The 26,834-nt window shown below is 62.4% G+C and carries 18 protein-coding genes; 17 read left to right on the top strand and 1 reads right to left on the bottom strand.

From position 1 onward, the window contains the following. The first annotated feature begins 5 nt into the window (after positions 1–5). The 15 genes from MWN76_RS05365 (at position 6) to MWN76_RS05295 (ending at position 19,084) form a co-directional block, all read left to right on the top strand. On the top strand, positions 6–2,777 hold the full coding sequence (locus MWN76_RS05365) for a valine--tRNA ligase (RefSeq protein WP_250459960.1): 2,772 nt from the start codon (positions 6–8) through the stop codon (positions 2,775–2,777). A gap of 436 nt (positions 2,778–3,213) precedes the next feature. Continuing rightward, complete coding sequence (gene ndhC / locus MWN76_RS05360) at positions 3,214–3,627, top strand: NADH-quinone oxidoreductase subunit A (protein WP_425606593.1); 414 nt, start codon at positions 3,214–3,216, stop codon at positions 3,625–3,627. A gap of 9 nt (positions 3,628–3,636) precedes the next feature. Next, positions 3,637–4,293, top strand: coding sequence for an NADH-quinone oxidoreductase subunit B (locus MWN76_RS05355; protein WP_345780052.1), 657 nt, complete (start codon positions 3,637–3,639; stop codon positions 4,291–4,293). A 40-nt stretch (positions 4,294–4,333) separates the two neighbouring features. Further along, on the top strand, positions 4,334–6,139 hold the full coding sequence (nuoC, locus tag MWN76_RS05350; protein WP_250459958.1) for an NADH-quinone oxidoreductase subunit C/D: 1,806 nt from the start codon (positions 4,334–4,336) through the stop codon (positions 6,137–6,139). An 18-nt stretch (positions 6,140–6,157) separates the two neighbouring features. Then, a complete protein-coding gene (gene nuoE, locus MWN76_RS05345; protein WP_250459956.1) occupies positions 6,158–6,754 on the top strand; it encodes an NADH-quinone oxidoreductase subunit NuoE in 597 nt (198 codons plus the stop codon). After that, positions 6,732–8,045: an NADH-quinone oxidoreductase subunit NuoF gene (gene nuoF / locus MWN76_RS05340; protein ID WP_250459954.1), complete on the top strand. Its 1,314-nt coding sequence runs from the start codon at positions 6,732–6,734 to the stop codon at positions 8,043–8,045. Before nuoE ends, nuoF begins: the two co-directional genes overlap by 23 nt. A gap of 297 nt (positions 8,046–8,342) precedes the next feature. After that, on the top strand, positions 8,343–11,180 hold the full coding sequence (gene nuoG / locus MWN76_RS05335; protein WP_250459952.1) for an NADH-quinone oxidoreductase subunit NuoG: 2,838 nt from the start codon (positions 8,343–8,345) through the stop codon (positions 11,178–11,180). Continuing rightward, positions 11,177–12,136 (top strand): NADH-quinone oxidoreductase subunit NuoH, encoded by a 960-nt coding sequence (gene nuoH, locus MWN76_RS05330; RefSeq protein WP_250459951.1) that lies wholly within the window; start codon positions 11,177–11,179, stop codon positions 12,134–12,136. Before nuoG ends, nuoH begins: the two co-directional genes overlap by 4 nt. Positions 12,137–12,148: 12 nt before the next feature. Then, positions 12,149–12,664, top strand: coding sequence for an NADH-quinone oxidoreductase subunit NuoI (gene nuoI / locus MWN76_RS05325; RefSeq protein ID WP_250459949.1), 516 nt, complete (start codon positions 12,149–12,151; stop codon positions 12,662–12,664). A 77-nt stretch (positions 12,665–12,741) separates the two neighbouring features. Then, entirely contained in the window at positions 12,742–13,269 is a 528-nt protein-coding gene (gene nuoJ, locus MWN76_RS05320) for an NADH-quinone oxidoreductase subunit J (RefSeq protein WP_250459947.1), read from the top strand. Then, on the top strand, positions 13,259–13,576 hold the full coding sequence (gene nuoK / locus MWN76_RS05315) for an NADH-quinone oxidoreductase subunit NuoK (protein WP_425606592.1): 318 nt from the start codon (positions 13,259–13,261) through the stop codon (positions 13,574–13,576). Before nuoJ ends, nuoK begins: the two co-directional genes overlap by 11 nt. A 1-nt stretch (position 13,577) precedes the next feature. Beyond that, positions 13,578–15,413 carry an NADH-quinone oxidoreductase subunit L gene (nuoL, locus tag MWN76_RS05310; RefSeq protein ID WP_250459945.1) on the top strand — a complete coding sequence of 612 codons (1,836 nt, stop codon included), beginning with the start codon at positions 13,578–13,580 and terminating at the stop codon, positions 15,411–15,413. Continuing rightward, positions 15,410–17,017: a complex I subunit 4 family protein gene (locus MWN76_RS05305; RefSeq protein ID WP_250459942.1), complete on the top strand. Its 1,608-nt coding sequence runs from the start codon at positions 15,410–15,412 to the stop codon at positions 17,015–17,017. Before nuoL ends, MWN76_RS05305 begins: the two co-directional genes overlap by 4 nt. Next, positions 17,014–18,549, top strand: coding sequence for an NADH-quinone oxidoreductase subunit N (locus tag MWN76_RS05300; protein WP_250459940.1), 1,536 nt, complete (start codon positions 17,014–17,016; stop codon positions 18,547–18,549). The genes MWN76_RS05305 and MWN76_RS05300 overlap by 4 nt, the downstream gene beginning before the upstream one ends. Before the next feature lie 76 nt (positions 18,550–18,625). Continuing rightward, on the top strand, positions 18,626–19,084 hold the full coding sequence (locus MWN76_RS05295; protein ID WP_250459939.1) for a hypothetical protein: 459 nt from the start codon (positions 18,626–18,628) through the stop codon (positions 19,082–19,084). A 106-nt stretch (positions 19,085–19,190) separates the two neighbouring features. Here MWN76_RS05295 and MWN76_RS05290 read toward each other — a convergent pair whose 3' ends face one another. Next, positions 19,191–21,671 (bottom strand): TonB-dependent receptor plug domain-containing protein, encoded by a 2,481-nt coding sequence (locus MWN76_RS05290; protein WP_250459937.1) that lies wholly within the window; start codon positions 21,669–21,671, stop codon positions 19,191–19,193. A gap of 516 nt (positions 21,672–22,187) precedes the next feature. On the opposite strand from MWN76_RS05290, the gene MWN76_RS05285 reads away from it, so the two are divergent. Further along, positions 22,188–25,538, top strand: a complete 3,351-nt coding sequence (locus tag MWN76_RS05285) for a chitinase C-terminal domain-containing protein (protein ID WP_250459935.1) — start codon at positions 22,188–22,190, stop codon at positions 25,536–25,538. Between the two features lie 191 nt (positions 25,539–25,729). Next, positions 25,730–26,632: a glycoside hydrolase family 16 protein gene (locus tag MWN76_RS05280; RefSeq protein WP_250459933.1), complete on the top strand. Its 903-nt coding sequence runs from the start codon at positions 25,730–25,732 to the stop codon at positions 26,630–26,632. Positions 26,633–26,834 lie beyond the last annotated feature (202 nt).

The raw sequence follows: 26,834 nt of genomic DNA, 5'->3' as shown, positions 1-26,834 counted from the left end.
CCCGTATGGACAAGACATACCAGCCCAACGCCATCGAACAGCAGTGGTACCAGACCTGGGAAGAGAGCGGCTACTTCAAGCCCTCCGGCGACACCGCCGCCGATCCCTACTGCATCATGATCCCGCCGCCGAATGTCACCGGCAGCCTGCATATGGGCCACGGCTTCCAGGAATCCATCATGGACGCGCTGATCCGCTACCACCGCATGCAGGGCGACAACACCCTGTGGCAGGTGGGCACCGACCACGCCGGCATCGCCACGCAGATGGTGGTCGAGCGGCTGCTGGCAGCGGAAGGCAAGTCCCGCCACGAACTGGGCCGCGACCAGTTCATCGAGAAAGTGTGGGAGTGGAAGGAACAGTCCGGCGGCAATATCACCCGCCAGCTGCGGCGCCTCGGCGCCAGCCCGGACTGGTCCCGCGAGCGCTTCACCATGGACGACGGCTTTTACAAAGCCGTGCAGGAGGTCTTTGTCCGCTTGTATGAAGACGGCCTTATCTACCGCGGCAAGCGCCTGGTGAACTGGGACCCGAAACTGCACACCGCCATCTCCGACCTGGAAGTGCTGAACGAGGAGGAACAGGGCCACCTGTGGCACTTCCGCTACCCTCTTACCGACGGCTCCGGCCACCTGGTCGTCGCCACCACCCGCCCGGAGACCATGCTCGGCGACACCGCCGTGGCGGTGCACCCGGAGGACGAGCGCTACAAAGACCTGATCGGCAAGAGCATCAAGCTGCCGCTGGCCGGGCGCGAGATCCCGATTATCGGCGACGACTATGTCGACCGCGAGTTCGGCACCGGCTGCGTGAAGATCACCCCGGCCCACGATTTCAACGACTACGAGATGGGCCAGCGCCACGACCTCGAGATCATCAACATCCTCGACGCCGACGCCAACCTGAACGACAACGTGCCGGAAAAATACCGCGGCATGGAACGCTTCGCCGCGCGCTCGCAGGTGGTCGACGACCTGGACGCGCTGGGCCTGCTTGAGAAGACCGAACCGCACACCTTGAAGGTACCGCGCGGCGACCGCTCCGGCGTCGTTATCGAGCCCTGGCTGACCGATCAATGGTATGTAAAGACCCAGCCGCTGGCGGAGGATGCAATCAAGGCCGTCGAGGACGGTCGCGTCAACTTCGTGCCAAAAAACTACGAGAATATGTACTTCTCCTGGATGCGCGACATCCAGGACTGGTGCATCTCCCGCCAGCTGTGGTGGGGCCACCGCATTCCGGCCTGGTACGACAACGATGGCAATGTCTATGTGGGCCGTTCGGAACAGGAAGTCCGCGAGAAGCATGAACTCGGCGATATCGAACTGAACCAGGACGACGACGTACTCGACACCTGGTTCTCGTCCGGCCTGTGGACCTTCGGCACCCTCGGCTGGCCGGAAGACACCCCGGAGCTGAACACCTTCCACCCCACCAGCGTGCTGGTGACCGGCTTCGATATCATCTTCTTCTGGGTCGCGCGCATGATGATGCTGACCCTGTACTTCAAGAAGGAAGTGCCCTTCCAGACCGTCTATGTGCACGGCCTGGTGCGCGACAGCCACGGGCAGAAGATGTCCAAGTCCAAGGGCAATGTGCTCGACCCGATCGACCTGATCGACGGCATCGACCTGGAAAGCCTGGTGCAGAAGCGCACCAGCGGCATGATGCAGCCGCACCTGCGCGACAAGATCGAAAAGCAGACCCGCAAGGAATTCCCCGAGGGTATCGCCGCCTACGGCACCGACGCGCTGCGCTACACCTACTATTCGCTGGCCTCCACCGGCCGCGATATTCGCTTCGACGTCGGCCGCATCGAGGGCTTCCGCAACTTCTGCAACAAAATCTGGAACGCGTCGCGCTACGTGCTGCAGAACTGCGAGGGCCACGATTGCGGCCAGGACGGCGGCGAGGACTTCGAGCTGAGCCTGGCCGACCGCTGGATCATCTCCCAACTGCAGCGCACCGAGATCACGATTCGGGAAGCAATGGACAGCTACCGCTTCGACCTGGCCTCACAGGCGCTGTACGACTTCGTCTGGGGCGAGTACTGCAGCTGGTACCTGGAACTGTCCAAACCGGTACTCTGGGACGACAACGCCAGCAACGCCGTCAAGAAAGGTACCCGCCGCACCCTGATCCGCGTACTGGAAACCATCCTGCGCCTGGCGCACCCGCTGATGCCGTTTATCACCGAGGAAATCTGGCAGCGTGTCAAAACACTCGCCGGCGTCAGCGGTGACACCATCATGCTGCAAGCCTATCCACAGGCGAACGAGCACAAGATCGACGCCGATGCCGAGGCCGCCATCGCCTGGCTGAAACAGGTGATCGAGGGTGTGCGCAATATCCGCGGCGAGATGAACATCTCCCCGGCCAGGAAAATTCCGCTGCTGCTGCGCGGCGGCTCGGACAGGGACCGCGAACTGCTGGATGCCTCCCGCAGCCTGCTGACGAAACTCGCCAGCCTGGAATCCATCACCACACTGGAATCCGGCGACAGTGCCCCGGCCTCCGCCACCGCCCTGTCCGGCGACCAGGAACTGCTGGTCCCCATGGCCGGGCTGATCGATGTGGCGGCGGAAACCGCGCGACTGCAGAAGGAAATCGACAAACTGACCAAGGACCTGGCGCGCGTGGAAGGCAAACTGAACAATCCCAAGTTCGTCGACAAAGCACCGGAAGCGGTAGTCGCCAAGGAGCGGGACAAGCTCGCGGAGATGCAGAACGCCCAGGGACGCCTCAAGCAACAGCTGGAGGAAATCAGCCAGCTCTGACGCTGTGGCAGTGGCGCCTTCCGCCGCGCACGATATTGTTTTAAAGGGGCCCCGGGCCCCTTTTTTATTGCGCTCAATTCTCCTTGACGTCATTTATCACAGAATCAGCACTCATAAGAATAATTACATTAAGAAATAAACGTTCCTTCCGATGACTGGCGCCATCGCCGGCAAAGATTTATAAATCATTAGGTTTCGCGTCTGCGCGCGGAAATCCACCAGAAGAATAATTCCAGTGCCAGCTTGCGGAAACTCTCCGGCGCATCGGTCAGACTGCCGGGAAAACCAGAAAATCCCTATAGCCAATCGCCGGCGGGCAGCAAAATCTGTCAGAGTTTCCTGCGGTACTTTTATCGCGCTCAAACCCGCAGTTTGAGCGCCACCAGCGATGAACCCTGAGCGCCCCGCGCTCCCAAAGCAGATCGGGGAGAGAGCGTTGAATTACCCAGCCCGGATGGAAACGGCAATCTGGCCACTGCTGGTCTACGGCCTGGCGGTGATTGCGCTGATCGCGCTGATGCTGGGGCTGTCCTACGTCCTCGGCCAGCGCCGGCGGGACACGGCCACGGACGAGCCCTACGAATCCGGGATCGTCTCCCAGGGCAGCGCCCGCCTGCGGCTGTCCGTCACCTACTACCTCGTCGCCATTCTCTTCATCGTTTTCGACCTGGAAGCCATCTACCTGTTCGGCTGGGCCGTCGCCTTTCGCGAAACCGGCCTCACCGGATTTGTCGAAGCCGCTATCTTTATCCTGATACTGCTCGCAGGGCTGGTTTACCTGTGGCGTCTCGGGGCACTCGACTGGGGCGGCCGGCAACTGAGCCTGCGGGAAAGAAACCGACAACAATAAGGACCCCCTATGCGCTGGCAGCTCACCGGAGCAGACGAAGGCAACAAGCTGATCGCCGCCGACTCGAGCCGCACCGAAGGCGAAATCTTCTCCGAGGAAGTCAGGAAAAATATCCTGCTGACCAAACTCGAGGACCTGGTGGCCTGGGGACGCGCCAACTCACTGTGGCCGTTCAACTTCGGGCTCTCCTGCTGCTACGTGGAAATGGCCACCGCCTTTACCAGCCGTCACGACATCTCCCGTTTCGGATCCGAAGTCATTCGCGCCACCCCGCGCCAGGCCGACCTGATCGTCATCTCCGGCACCGTGTTCATCAAGATGGCCCCGGTGCTGCAGCGCCTCTACGAACAGATGATGGAACCGCGCTGGGTCATTTCCATGGGCTCCTGCGCCAACTCCGGCGGTATGTACGACATCTACAGTGTGGTTCAGGGCGTGGACCGCTTCATGCCCGTGGACGTCTACGTTCCCGGCTGCCCGCCGCGGCCCGAGGCGCTGATGCAGGGGCTCAACCTGCTGCAGGATTCCATTGCCAGGGACCGCCGCGCCCTGAGCTGGGTGGTCGAGGATCACGGTGTAAGGCAGGTACCAAAACCCAGCCAGCGGGACCTGCACCGGGACGAACGGATGCGTGCGGAGAAATTGCGGCCGCCGGATTCCGTCTGACCCGCCGGAAAGCGGAGAAACAGTGCAACAGGAAAGCTCCATGCCAGACGTAATCGCCAAAAGCGTTTACAAAGCCAGCCCCTACCGCGAGGCCGCCGAGGCCTTTATCGGCGACCTGCGCAGAGAGTGCGTGGGTGACAGCTACTGGCTGCAACCGGATTGCCTGGATTTGCCCACGCTGTGGATCGGGCAGCGCGAACTGCTGCCGCTGCTGCGCTTCCTGAAAAGCGAGCTCTCCCAGCCCTTCGCCATGCTCTACGACCTGAGCGCGATCGACGAGCGGCTGCGCCTCAACCGTGGCGAGGGCGAACTGAAACAGCCGCAGAGCGATTTCACCCTCGTCTACCAACTGCTGTCCCTGGAGCGGGACCTGTTTGTACGCATCAAGGTCGCGCTGCCGGAGTCGCGTCTGTCGGCGCCCAGCGCCACTTCCGTCTGGGCCTGTGCCAACTGGTACGAGCGCGAGATCTGGGACCTGTTCGGTATCGAATTCATCGGCCACCCGAACCTGCGCCGCATCATGATGCCGCAGACCTGGCAGGGGCATCCCCTGCGCAAGGACCACCACGCCCGCGCCACCGAAGTGGATCCGTTTACGCTGTCGGCGGAAAAGCAGCGTACTGAACAGGAGGCGCTGCTGTTCAAACCCGAGGAATGGGGCATGGCCCGCGCCAGCGACAGCGCCGAATTCATGTTTCTGAACCTAGGGCCCAACCACCCCAGCGTGCACGGCGTTTTCCGCGTCGCGCTGCAACTGGATGGCGAGCAAATCGTCGACGCCGTGCCGGATATCGGCTACCACCATCGCGGCGCGGAAAAAATGGCCGAGCGCCAGGCCTGGCACACCTATGTGCCATACACCGACCGCATCGACTACCTCGGCGGCGTCATGAACAACCTGCCCTATGTCCTGGCACTGGAACAGCTGGCCGGTATTGAGGTGCCGCCGCGGGCGCAGACGATCCGCGTGATGCTGTGCGAGCTCTTCCGCATCGCCAGCCACCTGGTGTTCTACGGCACCTTTGCCCAGGACGTGGGCCAGATGTCGCCAGTCTTCTATATGTTCGTCGATCGGGAAAAACTGTTCGGTATCGTCGAGGCGATCACCGGCGGGCGCATGCATCCGGCCTGGTTCCGCATCGGCGGTGTGGCCCAGGACCTGCCGGAGGGCTGGGACAGGATGATCCGCGAATTTCTCGATTACATGCCCGCGCGCCTGCGCGAGTACGAAGGCATGGTGCTCAAGAACAGCATCCTGCGCAAACGCACCCGCGGCATCGGCGTCTACAACACCGGGGAGGCGCTCAACTGGGGCATCACCGGCCCGGGGCTGCGCGCTACCGGCCTCGCCTGGGACCTGCGCAAGCGCCGGCCCTACAGCGGCTACGACCAGTTCGAGTTCGATATTCCGGTCTATGATGGGGGAGACTGTTTTGATCGCTGCCGTGTGCGCGTCGAGGAAATACACCAGAGCCTGCGCATTATTCGACAGTGTCTCGACAATATGCCGGGCGGTCCCTACAAATCCGACCATCCGTTGACCACGCCGCCGCGCAAGGCCGGCACCATGCACGACATAGAGACACTGATCCAGCATTTCGTCAACAACAGCTGGGGACCGGTAATGCCGGTGGGCGAAGTCTGTTTCCCGGTGGAGGCCACCAAGGGGCTGAACAGCTACCAGATCGTCAGCGACGGCGGCACCAATGCCTATCGCAACCGGATACGGACACCGTCGTTTCCGCACCTGCAGATGATTCCCCTGATGTCCCGCGGGCTGCTGGTATCGGACCTGATCGCAATCATCGCCAGCATCGATTTTGTCATGGCTGATGTGGACCGGTGACCGGGAGGGGAAAACAGCGTGAACAGTTTCAGCGAAACAGAAGTCCTTAGCGAAATCAAAGCCGTCGAAGTAATGGAGCAAAGCAATACGCCCCCGGGCAACACCGACACCGAACTGAGCGAGGAGGAAAAGCGTGAAATCGACAGCGAGTTCTCCCGCTACGAAGACAGGGCATCGGTGGGACTCGAGGCGCTGCGCATCGTGCAGAAGCACCGCGGCTGGGTCTCCGATGAAAGCCTGCAGGCGGTTTCCGACTACCTGGAGATACCGCCCGCACAGCTGGAGAGTGTCGCCACTTACTTCCAGCTGATCTTTCGCCAGCCGGTGGGCAGGGAGGTCATGCTGCTGTGCAAGAGCGCCAGCTGCTGGATCATGGGATGCAGCAGGCTGCAGGTGCATATCCGCAACCGACTGCAGATTGCACCCGGCCAGACCAGCGAAGACGGTATTTTCACACTGCTGGAAACCCCCTGCCTGGGCGATTGCGATAAAGCGCCGGTCATGCTGGTGGGAGAACAGGTGCACCACAACATCACCGAGAAATCCATCGACAAATGGATCGAGCAAAAAATAATACAACACAAGACTACCGATGCAGACCAACTCCCTGACTAAACCGCTGACCAAGAATATGGGCCCGGAAAACGTCGCCACCAGCCTGGACAGCTACCGCGCCAACGGCGGCTATCGCGGCTTGCGCAAGGCGCTGCGGATGGCACCGGCCGATATCGTCACTACAGTAAAAGACGGCGGTCTGCGCGGCCGCGGCGGTGCCGGTTTCAATACCGGCCTGAAGTGGAGCTTTGTGCCGGCCGGCGACGACGCACCGCCGGTCAAGTACCTGGTGTGCAACGCCGATGAAATGGAGCCGGGCACCTTCAAGGACCGGCTGCTGATGGAGCGGGATCCGCACCTGCTGATCGAGGGCATGATCATCGCCGCCTACGCCATCGGCGCGCACACCGCCTATATATTCATTCGCGGCGAATACCACCTGGCCACGGCACGGCTGGAAAACGCGATCGCGGAAGCCAGGCAACAGAAGTTGTTGGGCAGCAATATCGACGGCAGCGACTTCAGCCTGGAAATCCACCTGCACCGCAGTTCCGGCAACTATATCTGCGGCGAGGAAACCGCGCTGCTGAATGCACTCGAGGGCAAGCGCGCACTGCCCCGGGCCAAACCGCCCTTTCCGCAGGTCAGCGGGCTCTGGGGAAAACCCACGGTGGTCAACAATGTCGAGACTCTGTGCAATATCCCGCACCTGGTCGACCTGGGTATCGACTGGTACAAAAACCTCGGTCGCGGCGAGGACGCCGGCAGCAAGATATTCGGCGTCAGCGGCAGGGTCAGAAACCCCGGCGCCTGGGAACTGCCGATGGGAACACCGATTCGCCAGATCATCGAGCATCATGCCGGAGGCCTGTGCGATGGCCTGAAACTGAAAGGCTTCCTGCCCGGCGGCGGCTCCACGGATTTTCTCGGCCCACAACACCTGGACCTGCCGATGGACTACGACACCATCGGCAAGGCCGGCAGCCGCATGGGGACCGGCACCATCATCGTCGTGGACGATCGGACCTGCCCGGTCGGGCTGGTACTGAACCTGTCCCGCTTTTTTGCCCGCGAATCCTGCGGCTGGTGCACGCCCTGCCGCGATGGCCTGCCCTGGGTGGTGCAGATACTGCAGCGTATAGAGCGGGGACACGGGCTGCCGGAGGATCTGGAGCTACTGCGCGAACAGGCGCAGCGCATGGGTCCGGGTAATACCTTCTGCGCGCTGGCGCCGGGCGCGGCGGCGCCGATATTGAGCGGACTGGATTTATTCGAGCAGGATTTTATCGACCATATAGCGCGGGGCTGCTGCCCCTATGTGGTGGAACCGGAGGTACTGGAGGCGGTTTGAAGAGATTCGGGATCCGAGTGGGGTGCGCCGCGCACACCGCCCGGATGATGTCAGAAAGAATATCGAGCCCGGACGTGAAGGCCCAGCTGTCGGGGGTTGTTTGTGAAACGATTGCCGATGAGGCTGTTGAGCAAATACTCCCCGACAGCAGGGCCGCCCCGGAGTCTCCTTGCGAACCGTAACTTCGGCAACCTTTACGGATGCGGTCAACGGTGCGCACGGCGCACCCTACAATACTCTCCCGTTTGCATGCAGGGATGACGCCAAGGGAATAGAAAAGAAGATAACGGATCGAAAATGCCGACAATCACCATCGATGGCGAAGACTACGAGGTAGACGGCGAACAGAATCTGCTCGCCACCTGCCTGTCGCTGGGCATCAACCTGCCCTACTTCTGCTGGCACCCGGCCATGGGATCGGTCGGCGCCTGCCGGCAGTGCGCGGTAATCGAATACAAGGATACGGAAGACCAGCACGGCAAGCTGGTCATGGGTTGCATGACACCGGTAAAGGACGGCGGACTCTACAGTGTTATCGCCGACGCCGCGCGGGAATTCCGCGGCGGCATCATCGAAGACCTGATGACCAACCACCCCCACGACTGCCCGGTATGCGAGGAGGGCGGCGAGTGCCACCTGCAGGACATGACCGAAATGACCGGCCATGTGCAACGCCGCTACCGCGGCAGCAAGCGCACCCACCGCAACCAGTACCTGGGCCCGTTTATCAACCACGAAATGAACCGCTGCATCGCCTGTTACCGCTGCACGCGTTTCTATCGCGACTACGCCGGCGGCAGCGACCTGGAATCCCTGGGCCGCAACAACCAGATCTATTTCGGCCGCCAGAAAGACGGCATGCTGGAAAACGGCTTCAGCGGCAACCTGGTGGAAGTCTGCCCCACCGGGGTGTTTACCGACAAGACATTCAGCCAGCACTACGTGCGCAAGTGGGACCTGCAGACGGCCCCCTCCATCTGCGAACACTGCGCCGTGGGCTGCAATACCGCGCCCGGTGCCCGCGAACCCGGCAACGGCGGCCGCGCGATACTGCGGCGTGTCACCAACCTGTACCACCGCGATATCAACGGCTACTTTCTCTGCGACCGCGGCCGCTTCGGCTATGACTATGTCAATAGCGACCACCGGCTGGAGAATGTGCTCGCGGCCCGGGGGGACCGGCTGATCGAATCCACCGCCCGGTCGGGCGAGAAAATTCACCGGATCCTGCCACCGGCGGATGCGGTCGGCCGGTTTGCGCAGACACTGGCTGCAGCGCAACTGGGGCGACGCCGCCTCATCGGTATCGCGTCTCCGCGCAGCTCCCTGGAAAACAACTTTGCCCTCCGCCAGCTGGTCGGCGGTGCCAATTTCTTCTGCGGCCTGGCCCGGCGCGACCTGGAGCTGCTGCACCTGGTCGACCGGGTCCAGCGGGATCCCCGCATCCACAGCCCGACCACGCCCGAAATCGAGAGCGCCGACGCCGTGCTGATCCTCGGCGAGGATATCGACAATACCGCGCCGCGCATCGCACTGGCGGTGCGACAGGCTGCGCGCAACCGGCAGAAACAGCGGGCACGCGACCTGAAAATACCACTCTGGCAGGACGCCTCGGTGCGCCAGCTGGACGGCAACCCCAGCCCGGTACTACTGATCGGCACCGGCACACCGGCACTGGAAGAGATTGCCAGCGAAATACTGCACTGCACCGCAGACCAGACCGCGTCCTTTGCCACCGCTGTTGTGGGTTTCCTGCGCCGCGATGAGCCCGAACAGACCGAGCTGCCGGAAAGCCTGCGGGAACTCGCCCGGCGGGCAGCGGAAAGGCTCTCTGCGGCGCAGCGGCCGCTGATCGTCTCCGGCTGTGGCAACCGCAGCGTCGATATCGTCAACGGCGCCGCCGCCGTTGCCTGCGCACTCGCCGAATGTGAACAGGGTGACCGCGAACAGTGCGACCTCTACCTGGCCTGCCCGGAAGTCAATAGCCTGGGAATTGCCCAGCTGTTTCCACCGGGTGGCGGACAACTGGAGCAGCTTGCCGGACAACTGCGGGCGGGGGATGGGGATACACCCACAACTCTGGTGATTCTGGAAAACGACCTCTATCGCCGTTGCGACCGCCGAACCGTCGACACCCTGCTGGCCGGCGCCGACGAGGTGATACTGCTGGATACCCTGCTCAACACCACCGCCAGGCACGCGGACCTGGTTTTCCCCGCCGCCGCCACGGCGGAGTCGGAGGGCAGCTATATCAATAGCAGCGGTATCGCCCAGCGCTTCTACGCCGTCTACGAAGGTGCGGGCTTTATTCAGGAGAGCTGGCGCTGGCTGGCAAACGCCGCGGCGGCCTGTGAAGAATACCCGGGCAACGATGTACTGGCCGGCTGCCAGCACGTCCACGAACTGAGTGCCGCACTGGCCGGCAAATTTCCGGCACTGGGCGTATTGGCCGGGCTGGGCCCCGACGAGCACTATCGCATCGACGGACTGAAGGTGGCGCGACAGAGCCACCGCTACAGCGGCCGGACCGCAATCCGGGCCCGCGACCATGTCGCCGAGCTGCCACCGCACCGCGACCCGGACGCCCCCATGGTGTTCAGTATGGAGGGAATCCAGAATGCCGCCCGGACGACATTGCAGGCCAATATCTGGTCTCCGGGTTGGAATTCCAATCAGTCGATCCAGAAATTCCTGCAGGGCGTTGGCGGCCGGAGGAAGGGTGCACAGGGCAGCCGCCGTATCGAACGCGCAGCGCAACCGCTGGAAGACTGGCATCCACAGAATACAAAGGCAGCCGCAACATTTTCCGCGGCAACTGATTTGGTGCTGGTACCGCTGCACAGGATGTTCGGCTCCGACGAACTGAGCGCGCGGGCTGCGGCAATCGCCAGTGTCATCGACGAGCCCTACGCGGTGATCAGCGCCGGCGACGCGGAACAGCGGCAGATCCAGCACGGCGACCTGCTGCAAATTCGCATCGACTCGGAACACTACGCCGTGGAAGCGCGGATATCCGCAACCCTGCCCCGCGGTACTGTCGGTGTCCCCGCCGGCCTGCCCGGGCTGGAATCCCTCGACTGCCACCTGCCCGGCCCGGCGGCGGTCGAACGGATCCACGGCGGAGAAAGCCCATGAACCCATCCATCTGGATAACCCTGCTGAATATTTTCGGGGTACTCATCGCGGCGGTGCTGCTGGCCGCCCTGCTCACCTGGGGAGAGCGCCGGCTGCTGGGATTCTGGCAGGACCGGCCCGGGCCCAACAGGGTCGGGCCCTTTGGCCTGTTCCAGGTGGTCGCCGATATGATCAAGCTGTTCTTCAAGGAGGACTTTGTACCGCGCTTTGCCGATATCCCGGTTTTCGTTCTCGCCCCCACCATCGTCATGGCATCCATGCTGCTGGGCTTTGCGGTGATTCCGGTCTCGCCGATGGTGGGCGTAATCGACCTGAACGTGGGGTTGCTGTTCTTCCTCGCCATGTCGTCCATGGCCGTCTACAGCGTGATTCTCGGCGGCTATGCCTCCAACAATAAATACGCATTGCTGGGAGGCCTGCGTGCCGCGGCGCAGACGGTCTCCTACGAGGTGTTCATGGGGATCAGCCTGATGGGCGTGGTGATGCTGGCCGGCAGTTTCAACCTGCGTGAAATCGTCGTGGCCCAGCAGGGCGGCTGGTTCGTGCTGCCGCAGTTCGCCGGTTTCCTGATATTCCTGGTCGCCGGCATCGCCGAGAGCCACCGGCTGCCATTCGACCTGCCCGAGGCGGAACACGAACTGACGGCCGGCTTTCACACCGAGTACTCGGGGATGAAGTTCGGCATGTTCTTTGTCGGTGAGTACCTGTCGGTGATTCTGGTTTCATCGTTGATCACCACCCTGTTCCTGGGCGGCTGGCTGGGGCCCTGGTTGCCACCGGCAGTCTGGTTTGCGCTCAAGACCGGGCTGCTGGTCGCACTCTTTGTGCTGCTGCGCGCCGCGCTGCCGAGACCACGCTACGACCAGCTGATGCATTTCGGCTGGAAAGTCATGCTGCCGCTCTCGCTGGCCAACCTGCTGCTGACCGGCGGGGTCCTGCTATGGCTGCAACAATGAAGGAGGCCCGCCATGCTTAGCCTGCTGCGCAGCATGTGGCTGGTGTTCCGCCACCTGTTCACCCGCACCGCCACTGTCCAGTATCCGGACCAGAAGCCCTACCTGGCACCCCGCTATCGGGGCCGCATTGTGCTCACCCGCGACCCGGACGGCGAGGAGCGCTGCGTCGCCTGCAACCTCTGCGCCGTGGCCTGCCCGCCGGACTGTATTTCCCTGCAGAAAACCGAGGATGAAGACGGCCGCTGGCGCCCGGCATTTTTCCGCATCAATTTCTCACGCTGCATTATGTGCGGCCTGTGCGAGGACGCCTGCCCGACCTACGCCATCCAGCTGACGCCGGACTTCGAAATGTGTGAATACGACAGGCAGAGCATGGTGTACGAGAAAGAGGACCTGCTGATCAGCGGCCCGGGGAAATACCACGAATACAGTTTCTACAATGTCGCGGGCAAGGCCATTGACGGTAAGGGTAAGGGCGAGGCGGAAAACGAGGCAGGGCCTGTCGATGTCAAAAGCCTCAACCTGTGATCGGGGAATATCGGAAAACGCCTCCCCCTTTTATCAAAGACAAGAGGAACTGAATATCCAGGCCGAGGATTAGAATAATGGGCACCATCAGTTTTTACCTGACCGCGACCGTCGCCATTCTCTCGACTGCCATGGTGATTTTCAACCGCAACGCCGTGCACGCGCTGCTCTACCTGGTTGTCTCCCTGCTGGCGGTGGCCGTGATCTTCTATCAATACGGCGCGCCCTTCGCGGCGGCACTGGAAGTCATCGTCTACGCGGGCGCCATCATGGTGCTGATGGTGTTCGTGATCATGATATTGAACCAGGGCGCGGCGGCGGTGGAACAGGAGAGCCGCTGGCTGCAGCCGCGCAGTTGGACAGGGCCCGCGATTCTCTCCGCGGTGCTGCTCGTGCAGTTGGTCGTTCTGCTGGGTAGCGACGGCGCCATCACTGCTGGCACGCCCGGCACGATCGGCCCCAGGGAAGTCGGTATTGCACTGTTCAGTCAATATGTACTGGCGGTGGAGCTGGCCTCGATGTTACTGCTCGCCGGCCTGGTGGGCGCCTTCCACCTGGCTCGCCAGCGGCACGCGGATAGCGGGGAGGTGGAAGGTGCCGATTGAGTCCATCCCCGCCCTGCACACCGGCTTATCACTGGCGGCGGTCCTGTTCTGCCTGGGCCTCGCGGGACTGCTGGTGCGGCGCAATATCATTTTCATGCTGATGTGCGTGGAGATATGCACCAATGCCGCGGCACTCGCGTTTGTCGTGGCCGGGGCCCACTGGAGCGATGCCGACGGCCAGGTGATGTTTGTGTTTGTCATCACGCTGGCGGCCGCGGAAGTCGCCATTGCGCTGGCGCTGGTACTGCAATTCTACCGCCGCCGTTACACGGTGGATATCGATCAACTGAACGCACTGCGAGGTTGATATGACCGTTGTCGCCTGGATACCGATGCTCCCGCTACTGGGCTTTCTGGTGTTGATCGCCACACCGCTGTTCAGTGACCGGCCGCTGCCCCCGAAGCTCGTCGCGGCTATCGGCGTCGGCAGTGTCGGGCTGGCGGCAATACTCACAGCCTTCCTCGCCGCAACGCAGTTTGCCGGCAACCCGGCAGCGGAACTCAACCTGTCCCTGTGGCAATGGTTCAGTGTCGATGGCCTGCAACTGGATTTCGGTTTCCACCTGGACTGGCTGACGCTGGTGATGCTGTCGGTGGTAACCGGTGTCGGCTTCCTGATCCATCTCTACTCCACCGGATATATGCGCGACGACGCCGGCTACCAGCGCTATTTCGCCTACCTGAACCTGTTTGTCTGCGCCATGTTGCTACTGGTATTGGCGGACAACCTGGTGCTGCTGTATCTGGGCTGGGAGGGCGTGGGCCTGTGCAGCTACCTGTTGATCGGCTTCTGGTACCGGGATCCGGCCAATGGCGCCGCCGCGCGCAAGGCGTTTGTCGTCACCCGCATCGGTGACACCGCCATGGTGATCGGCCTGTTCCTGCTGTTTACCGAATTTGCGACGCTCGATATCGGTGAGTTGATCAGTGCACTGTCCACCGTTCAGGCAAACGATCCCAGAGTCACCCTGGCGGCGTTGTTGTTGCTCGGCGGTGCCGTGGGCAAGTCGGCGCAACTGCCGCTGCAGACCTGGCTGCCGGATGCGATGGCCGGCCCCACGCCGGTCAGCGCCCTGATCCACGCTGCCACCATGGTCACCGCCGGCGTCTACCTGATCGCGCGTATGCATCCGCTGTTCGCATTGTCTGATATGGCCATGAGTGCAGTGGCCATCGTCGGTGCCCTGACTCTGCTGCTGGCGGGCTGCAGCGCTCTGGTACAGTCGGATATCAAGCGGGTGCTGGCCTATTCCACCATCAGCCAGATCGGTTACATGTTTCTCGCCCTGGGGGTAGGCGCCTGGTCCGGGGCCATTTTCCACCTGATGACCCACGCCTTTTTCAAGGCGCTGCTGTTTCTCGCCGCCGGCTCGGTGATCCTGGGCCTGCACCACGAGCAGGATATTTTCCGGATGGGTGGCCTGCGGCGAAAAATTCCGTTTACGTTTTTCTGTTTCCTGATCGGCTGCGCCTGCCTCGCCGCGCTGCCGTTCACCTCGGGTTTCTACAGCAAGGATCGCATACTGCTCAGTGCCTGGGACTTTTATCACGGCTTCAACGGCATCTGGCTGGCCGGCGTACTGGGCGCGCTGGTGACCGGATTCTACAGTTTCCGCCTGCTGTTCCTGGTGTTCTTCGGCCGCGAGGGGGAGGCCAGCAGCCATTGCAGGGATGCCAACAACACCGCCATGGTCCTGCCGCTGGGCATGCTGGCGGTGCTGGCACTATTGGGCGGGCTGCTGGCGCCGCCGCTGCAGTCGGTATTCGGCGCCGCCGGAGCGGGCCACCCACCGCTGTGGGTGGAGGCGATCGCCGTTGCCGCGCCACTGGCCGGTATTGCCATGGCCTGGTGGGCCTGCCTTTACAATGACCCGGCAAGGGGCGAACAGTCCGCACTCGGCAGGTTCTGGTACAGCGGCTGGGGCTTTGACCGACTCTACGACACGCTGCTGGTAAAACCCTTTACAACCCTGGCGCGGCTCAATCGAAACGACGTAATCGACCGCCTCTACAGCGGCACCGCCGCCGCCAGCCGGCAGCTCCACGGCCTGGTCAGTGTGTCCCAGAACGGCCAGGTGCGCTGGTATATCGCCACTCTGGCGGTTGGCACTGTTCTCTTTCTCGCGCTACTGGTGGTCCTATGACTCTACTGGCAATCATCGCGGTACTGTTTCTCGGCGGTATCCTGGCGTGGCTGTCGGAACACTGGAAAGATGGCGCCAGCCGCTGGGTCGCGCTGCTGAGCCTGCTGCTGGCCATCGCGCTGCTGGGGCGTTACGCCGACCATACGGGGATCGCTACGGCGACAGGGTCGGCGCCCCTCTGGTGGGACAGCCTGCAGCTGAACTGGATTCCGCGTTTCGGTATCACTTTTTTCCTGGCGCTGGACGGCCTCGGCTTCCTACTGCTGGCGCTGACCCTGGCGATGGGGCTGTTCGGTCTTATCGCCACCTGGAGGGATGTGGGCTTCCGCCGCGGTTTCTTCTACTTCAACTACCTGTGGACACTGGCCGGCGTCGCCGGAGTCTTTACCGCGATGGACCTGTTCCTGTTCTTTTTCTTCTGGGAGGTGATGCTGGTACCGATGCTGCTGCTGATCGCGGTCTGGGGCTACGAGCAGCGTATCCCTGCGGCAATCAAGTTCTTTATTTTCACCCAGGCCAGCAGCCTGTTGATGCTGATCGCGATCGTCGCGCTGGTCTACCTGCACTACAGCGCCAGCGGCCAACTGACGTTCAACTACCGCGAGCTGCTCGCCGCCAGGCTGCCCCCGGCCACCAGCTACTGGCTGATGCTGGGCTTCTTTGTCGCCTTTGCAGTCAAACTGCCGGCACTGCCGCTGCATACCTGGTTGCCCGACGCCCACACCCAGGCCCCCACTGCGGGCAGTATCCTGCTGGCGGCAATCCTGCTCAAAACCGGCGCCTACGGCCTGTTGCGTTTTACCCTGCCACTATTCCCGGAATCCTCCCTCGCCTTTGCGCCGGTGGCCATGTCGATCGGCGCGGCCAGCGTGGTCTACGGCGCGGTGATGTCCTTTGCCCAGCGGGATATGAAGCGGCTGGTGGCCTACTCCAGTGTCAGCCATATGGGTTTTGTGCTGCTGGGGCTCTACGCGCTGAATGCCATTGCCATCCAGGGCGCGGTAATGCAGATGATTGCCCACGGCCTCAGTACCGCGGCACTGTTCGCACTGGTGGGCGCGCTGCAACACCGGCTGCACACCCGCGATATGGGAGAGCTCGGCGGGCTCTGGGGCAACCTGCCGAGGCTGTCGGCCATCGCGCTGTTCTTCGCGGTGGCGTCTCTCGGCCTGCCGGGGCTGGGGAATTTCATCGCCGAGTTCCTGGTCCTGGCCGGCAGCTTTGCCAGCAGCCGCTGGATTACCGCCGTCGCCGCCACCGGGCTGGTGGGCGCGGCACTGTATGCGCTGCTGATGATGCAGCGGGTTTTCTTCGGTGGCGAAAGGTCCCCGCACCAGAATAGCGGGCCCCCGGCCGACCTGGCACCGCGGGAATCCGCGGCACTGCTTTCACTGGCGGTGCTGCTGGTATTTCTCGGCCTGCGGCCCCAGGGGGTTTTCGATACCGCCGGTCCCGCCGTCGCCGATGCGCTGCAGCATATTGACGCTACCGTTGCGGGAACACCCGACCGGTATGGCGCACCGCCCGGCGATACCGGGGCCGTTGCCGACGCCGCGGATTCCCGCTGGCCGCCATCCAATCCCGAACGGGGTATTTCGCCATGAGTGCACTGGAGCTCCACGCGATTCTGCCGCTGCTGGTACTGGGCGCCGGCATTGTCTTCCTGCTGCTGCAGGTGGCCCTGCGCCGCGGTCACCGCGGTGCGCTGTTCACCACACTGGCCACACTGGCCGCGGCGGCAGCCGCCTGTTTCCAGGTGGCTCGACTGCTGGACGGCGGGGTGACGTCCATCCAGTCCACCGGACTGCTGCAGGTGGACCACAGGGCGCTGTTTATCTGCCTGCTGTTGCTGGTGGCGGCCATCGCCATCACGGTTCTCGGCTTCAGTTACCTGAAACACCGCTGTGATCGCAAGGCCTGGGCCGACAGCTACCCGGAGGAGTTCTATATCCTGCTGCTGCTGACGATGCTGGGCGCCTGTACCCTGGTGTTCGCCAGCCATTTCGCCAGTTTTTTTCTCGCCCTGGAATTGATCGGCCTGTCGCTCTACCCGCTGCTGGGCTTCGCCGTCAACGGCGACCGCTCGCCACAGCGGGACCAGCTCTATTCACTGGAGTCCGCGCTCAAGTACCTGCTGCTATCGGCACTGTCCACAGCGCTGGCCCTGTTCGGTATCGCGATGGTATTCGCCGCCAGCGGCGCACTGGATTTTGCCGGTGTGTCCGCCGCGGTTGCCGCGATGGCAGGCGGTCCATCGCTGCTGCTGGCAGGCCTTACGCTGTTGCTGATCGGGGTGGCTTTCAAGCTGTCGCTGGTGCCGTTCCACATCTGGACACCGGATGTCTACCAGGGCGCGCCGACACCGGTGACCGCGCTGATCGCCACTGTCGGCAAGGGTGCGGTGGTCGCCCTGCTGCTGCGGCTGTTCGACCGGCTCGACCTGTTTGCGGTTCCCGCGCTGACCGGGTTGCTGGGCATCATGGCGGTGGCGAGCATGCTGGCGGGCAACCTGCTGGCGCTGATGCAGCCGAACATCAAGCGCCTGCTGGCCTACTCGTCCATCGCCCATCTCGGCTACCTGATCGTGGCTCTGCTGATCGGTGGCAGCGCCTTCGGTACTGAGGCCGTGATCTACTACCTGGTTGCCTACATGATCACCACACTGGGCGCCTTCGCGGTGGTGGGGCTGATCGCGGACGGCGCGGTCGAACTGACCCCCGGCGGTTCCCGTCCGCTGGCGGATTCCGGCAGTGATCCCTTCCACCGCGACTACTATCGCGGTCTCTTCTGGCGCTCGCCCTGGCTGGCCTGCTGCCTGGCGGCCATGCTGCTGTCGCTGGCGGGAATTCCGCTGACCATCGGTTTTATCGGCAAGTTCTATATTTTTGCCGCCGGTGTGCAGGGGCAGCTCTGGTTGCTGCTGGCGGCGGTGGTGGTCGGCAGTGCGCTGGGCCTCTTTTACTACCTGCGGCTGCTATTGGCGATGGTACAGCGGGATACGGAGGCGACCGGCACTGCGCGGAACGGCGTACAGATCGCCGCCTCCGGTCACGCCCTGCTGGCCTCCCTGACCCTGGCCCTGCTGCTGTTCGGCGTATTTCCACAACTCTTGATCAATTGGATAAATGCACTATAAACATAGATAGGAGCCCGGAGACGACAAGAACCCATTGCCGCCCCTCGACACAAAAATACAATGCAAAGGCAATTCCATGAAGACATTCAAGCAGGCCTTCCAGGTACTGAAAGACGCCGAGAAGTTTCACCGGCAGATGGCCGATCTCTACGAAGAGTTGCTGGAAAAAGCCGCCGACAATCGCACCCGGCTGCTGCTACAGCATATGCTGGAACACGAGCGGCGGATGGCGCGAAACCTGGCCAACTACAACGGTGTTGCCCAGCACAAGGTCATGCAGACCTGGCTGCAGTACACCCATGAGGAATCCGCCAGCGATTTCATCAGGTCCCTGGACCTGGGCGATCCACCCACAATCAAGGAAATCAACAATATGGGCCGCGAGGTGGATCGTTACTTTTCCGATCTCTACGAGGCCGTCTACGGCGCGATCGAGTCCGCGGAAGTCAAGGAGGTCTTCGAAGACCTGAAGCAGATCCAGGACAAGGAGCGAATCACACTGTCGATGGCGACCAATTCGCTGTGGGATATGTAGGCTCAGGATTCGGGACTCGAATAATTTTCTACCGCACAAACAATCACAAGAAAAAACCCCGCTGGCCACAGCGGGGTTTTCTTTTTTCGACTTGCCCAAAGCCTGCTCAGAACTGATAGCGGGCACGCATATAGTAGAGCGCGCCATTGAAGCCCATCGGCGACGTGGTCGGGTACTCGGAGCCGGCAACACCCGCCCAGGGGTTATCGTCCGGATAATTGTCGAGCAGGTTTTCCGCACCGGCGATCAGCGACAGGTTGTCGTTGAAACTGTAGGAAGCCTCCGCATCCAGCGTCCACTCCGCCCCGGCGTCGATCGGCAGTGTGCCGTCATCCAGGTGCGCCTCCCAGAAACTGCCGAAGTAGTTCAGCCGCACCAGGCCACGCCAGTTGTCACCGTAGTGCGTCAGGGTGGCATTACCGCGCACGTTGGGCAGGTTTTCCTGCAACAGCTTGATGCGGGTCTCATCCATGGTGGCCGGGTTGTACTCGGTCACCTCGGTATCGGTCCAGTTCATCGCAAAACCGAGGTCCGTGGATTCCGCCAGTGAATAGGTGGCCACTATATCGACCCCCTGGGTCTCGGTATCGAAGTCGTTGGTGTAGAAACGGAAGGAGGACAGCGAATCGGCGCCGGTGATGCCGTCGGCGATCAGCTGCGCGCGCTCGGCATCGCTCAGCTCCTGGTCCGCGGATTGGGTGATGCGGTCACTGACGGCGATGCGGAAGTAATCGATGGTGATATCCCAGTCCGCCGTCGTAATGATGGCGCCCAACGTAACGCTCTCGGACTCCTCCGGTTGCAGCTGTTCGCCACCCTTCAACTCCGCGATCGGATTGGTGGGGGGAATGGTACCGCGGTTGATCAGCTGGCCGCTGGTGAATACCGTGGACACATTGGTGATATTCGATTGCCCCGGCGTCGGCGCCCGGAAACCGGTACTGATCGTCGAGCGGAAAGCCAGCAGGTCATTGACGGTGTAGTGACCGGATAACTTGAAGTTGGAGGTGCTGCCGAAATCGGAGAAATCCTCCCAGCGCAGGGCGGCACCCAGGCGCAGCTTGTCGGTGGCATCCAGTTCCATATCGGTATAGACCGCGATATTGTCGCGATCAAAAGTACCGGCCACCTGCGGGCCAAACCCCGGGAAGCCGTTGGAACCGATGGAAAAGCCCTGGCCTACCAGGGGCCCCACTTCCCAGGAGGCCCGATCGCCGACCTGGGCCTCGAACGTTTCCTCGCGCCACTCGAAACCGGCGGCGACAAACAGCGGCTTGCCGCTCACTGCGGTTTCCCTGCTCAGGTCGACATTGAAGTTGGTTTCATCCTGGATGTATGTGCCGGGATTGAACGCCGTGGGCGTATCCGGCCCCAGCGTGGCATTCACGGTATTGCGGATCACGAAATCCACCTGGTTGTGGCCGGCGCTGGCACTGACGTCATAGCCGATGCCATTGGCGAACTCACCGCGCAGACCGAATACCGCCGAGTAATCCTCCAGGTCACCGCCGAAACGCGGGGTAAAGCCGCCGGGGAAAATTTCCTGGAAGGAGAAACACTCCTCGCTGGCCATGGCATCGGCGTGGGAAAAACCGGCGCAGTCATCGAGGCCGTTGCTGTCGTCCAGATCGGCGACCAGCGGGTTGCCGTCGCCATCGGCGAACACCCCCGGGCGGGTTTCCGGGTTGCGAAAATAGAAACCGCCATCCACGGTGCGGCTGGCGTAGTTGCCGAAGGCGTAGAGTTCGGCGCTGTCACCCACTTCCACCGCGCTGTTGATAAACAGCTTGGTGTCGTCGTTCACTTCCGGTTGGCCCCAGATCTGCGCCGGGTCCTCCACGGCGGTGTTGCCATCGGCAATCAGGCCGGCGGCATCGTCGCGCTGCACGCTGCGGCTGGTGGCGTCCTGCTCGCGCAACTCGTAACTGATATTGATGAAACCGGAATCGGTCAGCGGCAGGCCCAGGTTGCCGGCAATCTGCATCTGGTCGCCGTCGCCCGCGGCGGTGGTGGCGTATTTCACTTCCACCTCTCCGCCCTCGGCCGCATCTTTCAACTGGAAATTCATGACCCCGGCAATGGCGTCGGAGCCATACTGGGCCGCGGCACCGTCGCGCAACACTTCCACCTGCTTGAGGGCGATGGCGGGGATCGCGGAGATATCCGGGCCCTGGGCGCCGTCGGACAGGCCGCCGCCGAGGAAGGAGATCACCGCGGCGCGATGGCGCCGCTTGCCGTTGACCAGCACCAGGGTGGAATCCGGCGGCAGGCCGCGCAGGTTGGCCGGGCGCACGATGGTGGCGGCGTCGCTGATCGGCTGGGTGTTGACGTTGTAGGAGGGCACCACATTGCGCAGCAGGTTGTTCAGGTCGCCGTCGCCCTGGTTGACGAACTCGTCGCCGCTGACGATATCCACCGGCGCGGCGGAATCCGTCGCCGAGCGACCGTCGACCCGGGTACCGATGGTGATGATCTCCTCGATGACCTCATCCTGGGCCAGTGCGGGACCGGCGGTCGCGGCGATGGCAACGGCCAGTAGTGACGGCATACCGGCAACGGCCAGCCGGCGCTTTTTACTCTCTGTCATAAATATACCCTGTCAGTTTTTATTGTTTTCGACACGGCGTCCGGGCCGCGTCGCATCCATTGCAGCGTATCCACCGCGCTGTCGCCCCACCTCGACCGGGATCCGCACCAACCTGGAACGCGGCACAACACCACTGCCCCACGGCCAGGCACAGCACTTCCGGTCAACGTTATCTGCGGCGACAGAAAAACCCCTATGGCTGCAATATCAGGGTTATTGCAAGAAGCGTGACAAGAATGAAGTTCGACAAAAGAAAATCGCGCTGGAAATTGTTTTCCCGGGACGAAATTGTGACTCAATGCAAAAAACGGCCGATAATCACTGCGATAGCACTGCCAGAGCAATATCTATTACTCCCGTGAACTGGCGCACCTTTACTCGGTTCTTTCACATTTGTGGGCAATTTGCATTGCCTCGGCTGTAAGCGACTGTTATTTTGACAGCGATGTCATTTTGACGGTGCCGAGGTTTGCGCGCCCATTCAATAACAATAATTGCTCAAGCAAGGTGAAGAAGATGCACAAGCGACTCGCGCTCGGCGCCCTCGCCGCAGCCATGCTCGGAGCGGGACACGCCTACGCCGTGGACTGCTCGGGCCTGTCCCCATGGAACCCCTCCAGCGCCTATAACGGCGGCGCCCAGGTAGAACACAACGGCAGCGCCTACGAGGCCAACTGGTGGACCCAGAACCAGGATCCGGAACAGTACTCCGGCCAGTACCAGGAATGGAGCCTGCTCGGCGCCTGCGACGGCGCCGCCGACAACCCGCCCCAAGGCTCGATAACCACCCCCACTGCCGGCTCCGTTTACACCGAGAATGACAACGTTGTCATCTCAGTCGACGCCAGCGACGATAACGGCGTGACCGCCGTCGAGTTCTATATCGACGGCAACGCCATCGGCACCGACAACACCGCCCCCTACCAGGCCACCTGGATCGCAGTGGCCGGATCGCCGGTCATCACCGCGCGTATCGAGGACAGCGCCGGCCAGGAGGTGCTCAGCACGGATGTAGTCATCACCGTCAACCCGGCCGGGCCGGTGCCGCCGCAGGTCAGCCTGACCGCGCCGGCGGACGGTACCGTTCTCTCCGCCGGGGACAGCCTGGCGCTGAGCGCCGATGCCAGCGACAGTGACGGCACCGTCAGCGCGGTGGAATTCTTCGTCGACGGCAGCAGTGTCGGCAGCGATACCAGCGCACCCTATTCCGTCGACTGGACTGCGACACTCGGCAGCCACGCGATCCACGCAATCGCCACGGACAATGACGACCAGTCCACCCAATCCGCGACCTCGGGCATCGAGGTTTCAGAGCCAAACAATCCCCCCAGCGTCAGCCTCGACGCGCCGGTCGACGGCAGCAGCTACGAGGAGGGTGTCAGCGTCAGTCTCAACGCCTCGGCCGGGGACGACGAGGGCCCGGTCAGCCGCGTCGAGTTCTATGTCGGCGGCCAGAAAGTCGGCGAGGATGCCAGCGCGCCCTACAGCTACGGCTGGACCGCCGAGGCCGGCGAACATGAGGTTTTCGCCCGCGCCTACGACAGCGCCGACGTCTGGACCGATTCCGCCGCCGTATCGATCACCGTCGACGGCGAGCCGGTGAGCGGCGACTTCCCCTGCCGCCCGGACGGCCTCTACACCACCCCGGGCACCAATCCGGACTACTGCGATATCTACGACCAGGCCGGCCGGGAGAAAATGGGCGCGGATCACCCGCGGCGCATCATCGGCTATTTCACCAGCTGGCGTAACGGCGCCAACGGCCAGCCCAGCTACCTGGTGAAGGATATTCCCTGGGGCAAGATCACCCATATCAACTACGCCTTTGCCCACGTGGGCAGCGACTATTCCGTATCCGTGGGCAACACCGCCAATCCGGACAACCCCGCTACCGGCATGGAGTGGCCGGGCGTGGCCGGCGCGGAGACCGATCCGGACTACGCCTACAAAGGGCACTTCAACCAGCTGTCCAAATACAAGGAGCAGTATCCGGATGTGAAGACCCTGATCTCCGTCGGCGGCTGGGCCGAAACCGGAGGCCATTTCAACGAGCAGGGCGACCGCGTGGCCGACGGCGGCTTCTACACCATGACCACCAATGGCGACGGCAGCATCAATCACCAGGGTATCGAGACCTTCGCCGATTCGGCGGTGGACTTTATCCGCAGCTACGGCTTCGACGGTGTGGATATCGACTACGAATACCCCACCTCGATGAACGACGCCGGCAATCCGCTGGATTTCGGCATTGCCAATCCCAAGCGCGGCGACCTGATGGATGCCTATGTGGAACTGATGCGGGTGCTGCGCGAAAAGCTGGATGAAGCCGGCGAGCAGGACGGCACCCACTATATGCTGACCATCGCCTCGCCCTCTTCCGGCTACCTGCTGCGCGGCATGGAGACGATGCAGATCACCCGGTACCTGGACTACGTCAATATCATGACGTACGACCTGCACGGCGCCTGGAACGAATACGTGGGCCACAATTCCGCGCTGTTCGACAACGGCGAGGACCCGGAACTGGCCGCCGCCAGTGTCTACACCACATCCCAGTATGGTGGTATCGGCTACCTGAATATCGACTGGGCGGTGAAGTATTTCCGCGGTTCCATGTCCCCGGGCCGCATCAATATCGGCATCCCCTACTACACCCGCGGCTGGCAGGGCGTCACCGGCGGTACCAACGGCCTGGGTGGCAGCGCGCCGCTGCCGTCGCAATCCGATTGCCCCGAGGGTACCGGCGGCGCGGCCGACTGCGGCAATGGTGCCGTGGGTATCGACAATATGTGGCACGACAAGAACAGCATCGGCGAGGAAATGGGCGCCGGCTCCAACCCCATGTGGCACGCCAAGAACCTGGAGAACGGCATTCTCGGCAGCTACCTGGACGACTACGGACTGGACCCGGCCAATGACCCGCAGGACCAGTTGGTGGGCACTTACGTGCGCCACTACGACAGCGTCTCCGAAGCGCCCTGGCTGTGGAACGACAGCAAGGATGTGTTCATCTCCACCGAAGATGAAGAGTCGATGGACGCGAAGGTGCAGTACGTGATCGACCAGGGCGTCGGCGGCATCATGTTCTGGGAGCTGGCCGGCGACTACGACTATGACGCCGGCAAGGGCGAGTACTTCATGGGCGACACCCTGACCAGCCTCGCCTACGACAGGTTCAAGACCGCCGGCGACTACCGCGAGCTGCGCAGCGACCGCGCGCTGCCGGACGAAGCGGTGGATATCGGCATGGTCGTGGACGGCTTCAAGCTGGGCGACCAGAACTACCCGCTCAACCCGAAGCTGACCATCACCAACAACACCGGCACCACCATTCCCGGCGGCACCGCATTCGAGTTCGATATGCCCACGGCCACCTCCGACACCATCACCGACCAGAGCGGTGCCGGCCTCACGGTGATCGAGAGCGGCGCCAATGCCAGCGGCGGCAACGTGGGCGGTGCGGAAAACGAGTTCCACCGCGTGCGCTTCACGCTGCCGGAGTGGCAGTCCCTCGCCGACGGCGCCAGCTGGGACCTGACCCTGAACTACTACCTGCCGGTTTCCGGCCCGCAGGCCTACACCGTCACCATCAATGGCAGCACCTACGCGCTGGCCTTCGAGTACCCGGAACTGCCGCTGGCGGACCTGTCCGGCGGCGGTGATGGCGGTAACGGCGGCGGCAGCAATTGCAGTTCCGCGGGTGTGGACACCAGCGGCCTGGTGACCTACCCCAACTGGCCCCAGGGCGATCACGCCTCCGGCGGCGACCGCATCATCCACGAGGGCAGTGTGTACCAGGCCAGCTGGTGGACCAACTCGGTACCGGGCAGTGACGGCAGCTGGGAATTTGTCTGCACTGTCGACTGAGCAGCGTTCCTCTCCCCGCGGGGAGAGGGACAGGAAAGAATATTCACAGGACGTTTTCTCTCTCGTCGTTGATCTATAGGTAATGCTCCTATATTCGCCCCGGTCCACCGGGGTTTTTTTTCGTTTTGATAAGGGGGAACACTCTCCTCCATTGAACCTGCCCCGGGGCAGACAAACAGGTAACAACATCCATGAAATACTGCGCATTTCTATTGACCGGCCTGCTGGCCGGCTGCGGCGGCGCTGAAAATCCGCAACAGAAAATCCTCTTCGACGATTTCTCCTACCCCGACCTGCCGGCCATGCGGGAAAACGGCTGGAAGGCGCGCACCCAGACCGGCCATCCCGGCGTCAGCGGCGCGCGCTGGTCGGCAGACGGCATCCGCTTTCTCGACGACCGGGATTCCGCCGGCAACAGGCTGCTGCGCATGACCTCCTCCACCGACGGCAGCGGTGAAAATACCGAGCACACCCAGTTCTGCCACCAGCGCAAATACCTGGAGGGCACCTATGCGGCGCGGGTATTTTTCCGCGATGCACCGGTGGAGGGACCGGACGGCGACCAGATCATCGAGACCTTCTACACCATCAGCCCGCTGAAGAAGGACATGGACCCGGATTACAGCGAGATGGACTTCGAATACCTGGCCAACGGCGGCTGGGGCGAAGACGGGCACGGCCTGTTCGCCACCAGTTGGGAGACCTTTAAACTGAACCCGTTTGAAAAGGACAACGAGTATACGGTCAGGCAGGGCAGCCTCGAGGGCTGGCACACGCTGGTGCTACAGGTCACCGACAAAAAACTGCGCTACTTCGTCGATGGCGAACAGTTCGCCGAGCACAGCGAGCATGTCTACCCGGAAGAGCCCATGTCGATCAATTTCAACCTGTGGTTTACCCAGGAGGGACTGCTCGATTCGGAAGAGAAGCGCGTGTACCAGCAGGATGTGGACTGGGTCTACCACAATGCCGACAAAATCATGAATACCGGGCAGGTGACCCGGGCAGTAGCCGACCTGCGCAACGATAAGGTCGCATTTGCGGACACGGTGCCGGACTGGACGCCGAAGCTGGACTCGCCCTGCGGGCTGTAGGATAAACGCGACAGTTTCAACTGTCGGGTGCGCCGCGCGCTCCGACTGTTTGCCGCGCGCCCGGTATCCAATCGGTGCGCACGGCGCACCCTACACCCCGTTGGTAAATTTTAATTGGAACCAGAAAACCCGGGACCGGAAATCAAAAACTCAAGTTTCGGAATTGAGAAGCCTTGAAAACAGGCACAGAGTCGGGCGGCCC

The sequence above is a fragment of the Microbulbifer litoralis genome (assembly GCF_023634065.1).
GTDB lineage: Bacteria > Pseudomonadota > Gammaproteobacteria > Pseudomonadales > Cellvibrionaceae > Microbulbifer > Microbulbifer litoralis.
Note: the sequence above shows the minus strand (reverse complement) of the source record. Positions and strands in the feature narration are given on the sequence as shown.

Coding starts and splice junctions, on each gene's coding strand:
- MWN76_RS05365 (WP_250459960.1), top strand. CDS start 6: ATGGACAAGACATACCAGCCCAACGCCATCGAACAGCAGTGGTACCAG.
- MWN76_RS05355 (WP_345780052.1), top strand. CDS start 3,637: ATGCGCTGGCAGCTCACCGGAGCAGACGAAGGCAACAAGCTGATCGCC.
- nuoC (WP_250459958.1), top strand. CDS start 4,334: ATGCCAGACGTAATCGCCAAAAGCGTTTACAAAGCCAGCCCCTACCGC.
- nuoF (WP_250459954.1), top strand. CDS start 6,732: ATGCAGACCAACTCCCTGACTAAACCGCTGACCAAGAATATGGGCCCG.
- nuoG (WP_250459952.1), top strand. CDS start 8,343: ATGCCGACAATCACCATCGATGGCGAAGACTACGAGGTAGACGGCGAA.
- nuoH (WP_250459951.1), top strand. CDS start 11,177: ATGAACCCATCCATCTGGATAACCCTGCTGAATATTTTCGGGGTACTC.
- nuoI (WP_250459949.1), top strand. CDS start 12,149: ATGCTTAGCCTGCTGCGCAGCATGTGGCTGGTGTTCCGCCACCTGTTC.
- nuoJ (WP_250459947.1), top strand. CDS start 12,742: ATGGGCACCATCAGTTTTTACCTGACCGCGACCGTCGCCATTCTCTCG.
- nuoL (WP_250459945.1), top strand. CDS start 13,578: ATGACCGTTGTCGCCTGGATACCGATGCTCCCGCTACTGGGCTTTCTG.
- MWN76_RS05305 (WP_250459942.1), top strand. CDS start 15,410: ATGACTCTACTGGCAATCATCGCGGTACTGTTTCTCGGCGGTATCCTG.
- MWN76_RS05300 (WP_250459940.1), top strand. CDS start 17,014: ATGAGTGCACTGGAGCTCCACGCGATTCTGCCGCTGCTGGTACTGGGC.
- MWN76_RS05295 (WP_250459939.1), top strand. CDS start 18,626: ATGAAGACATTCAAGCAGGCCTTCCAGGTACTGAAAGACGCCGAGAAG.
- MWN76_RS05290 (WP_250459937.1), bottom strand. CDS start 21,671: ATGACAGAGAGTAAAAAGCGCCGGCTGGCCGTTGCCGGTATGCCGTCA.
- MWN76_RS05285 (WP_250459935.1), top strand. CDS start 22,188: ATGCACAAGCGACTCGCGCTCGGCGCCCTCGCCGCAGCCATGCTCGGA.
- MWN76_RS05280 (WP_250459933.1), top strand. CDS start 25,730: ATGAAATACTGCGCATTTCTATTGACCGGCCTGCTGGCCGGCTGCGGC.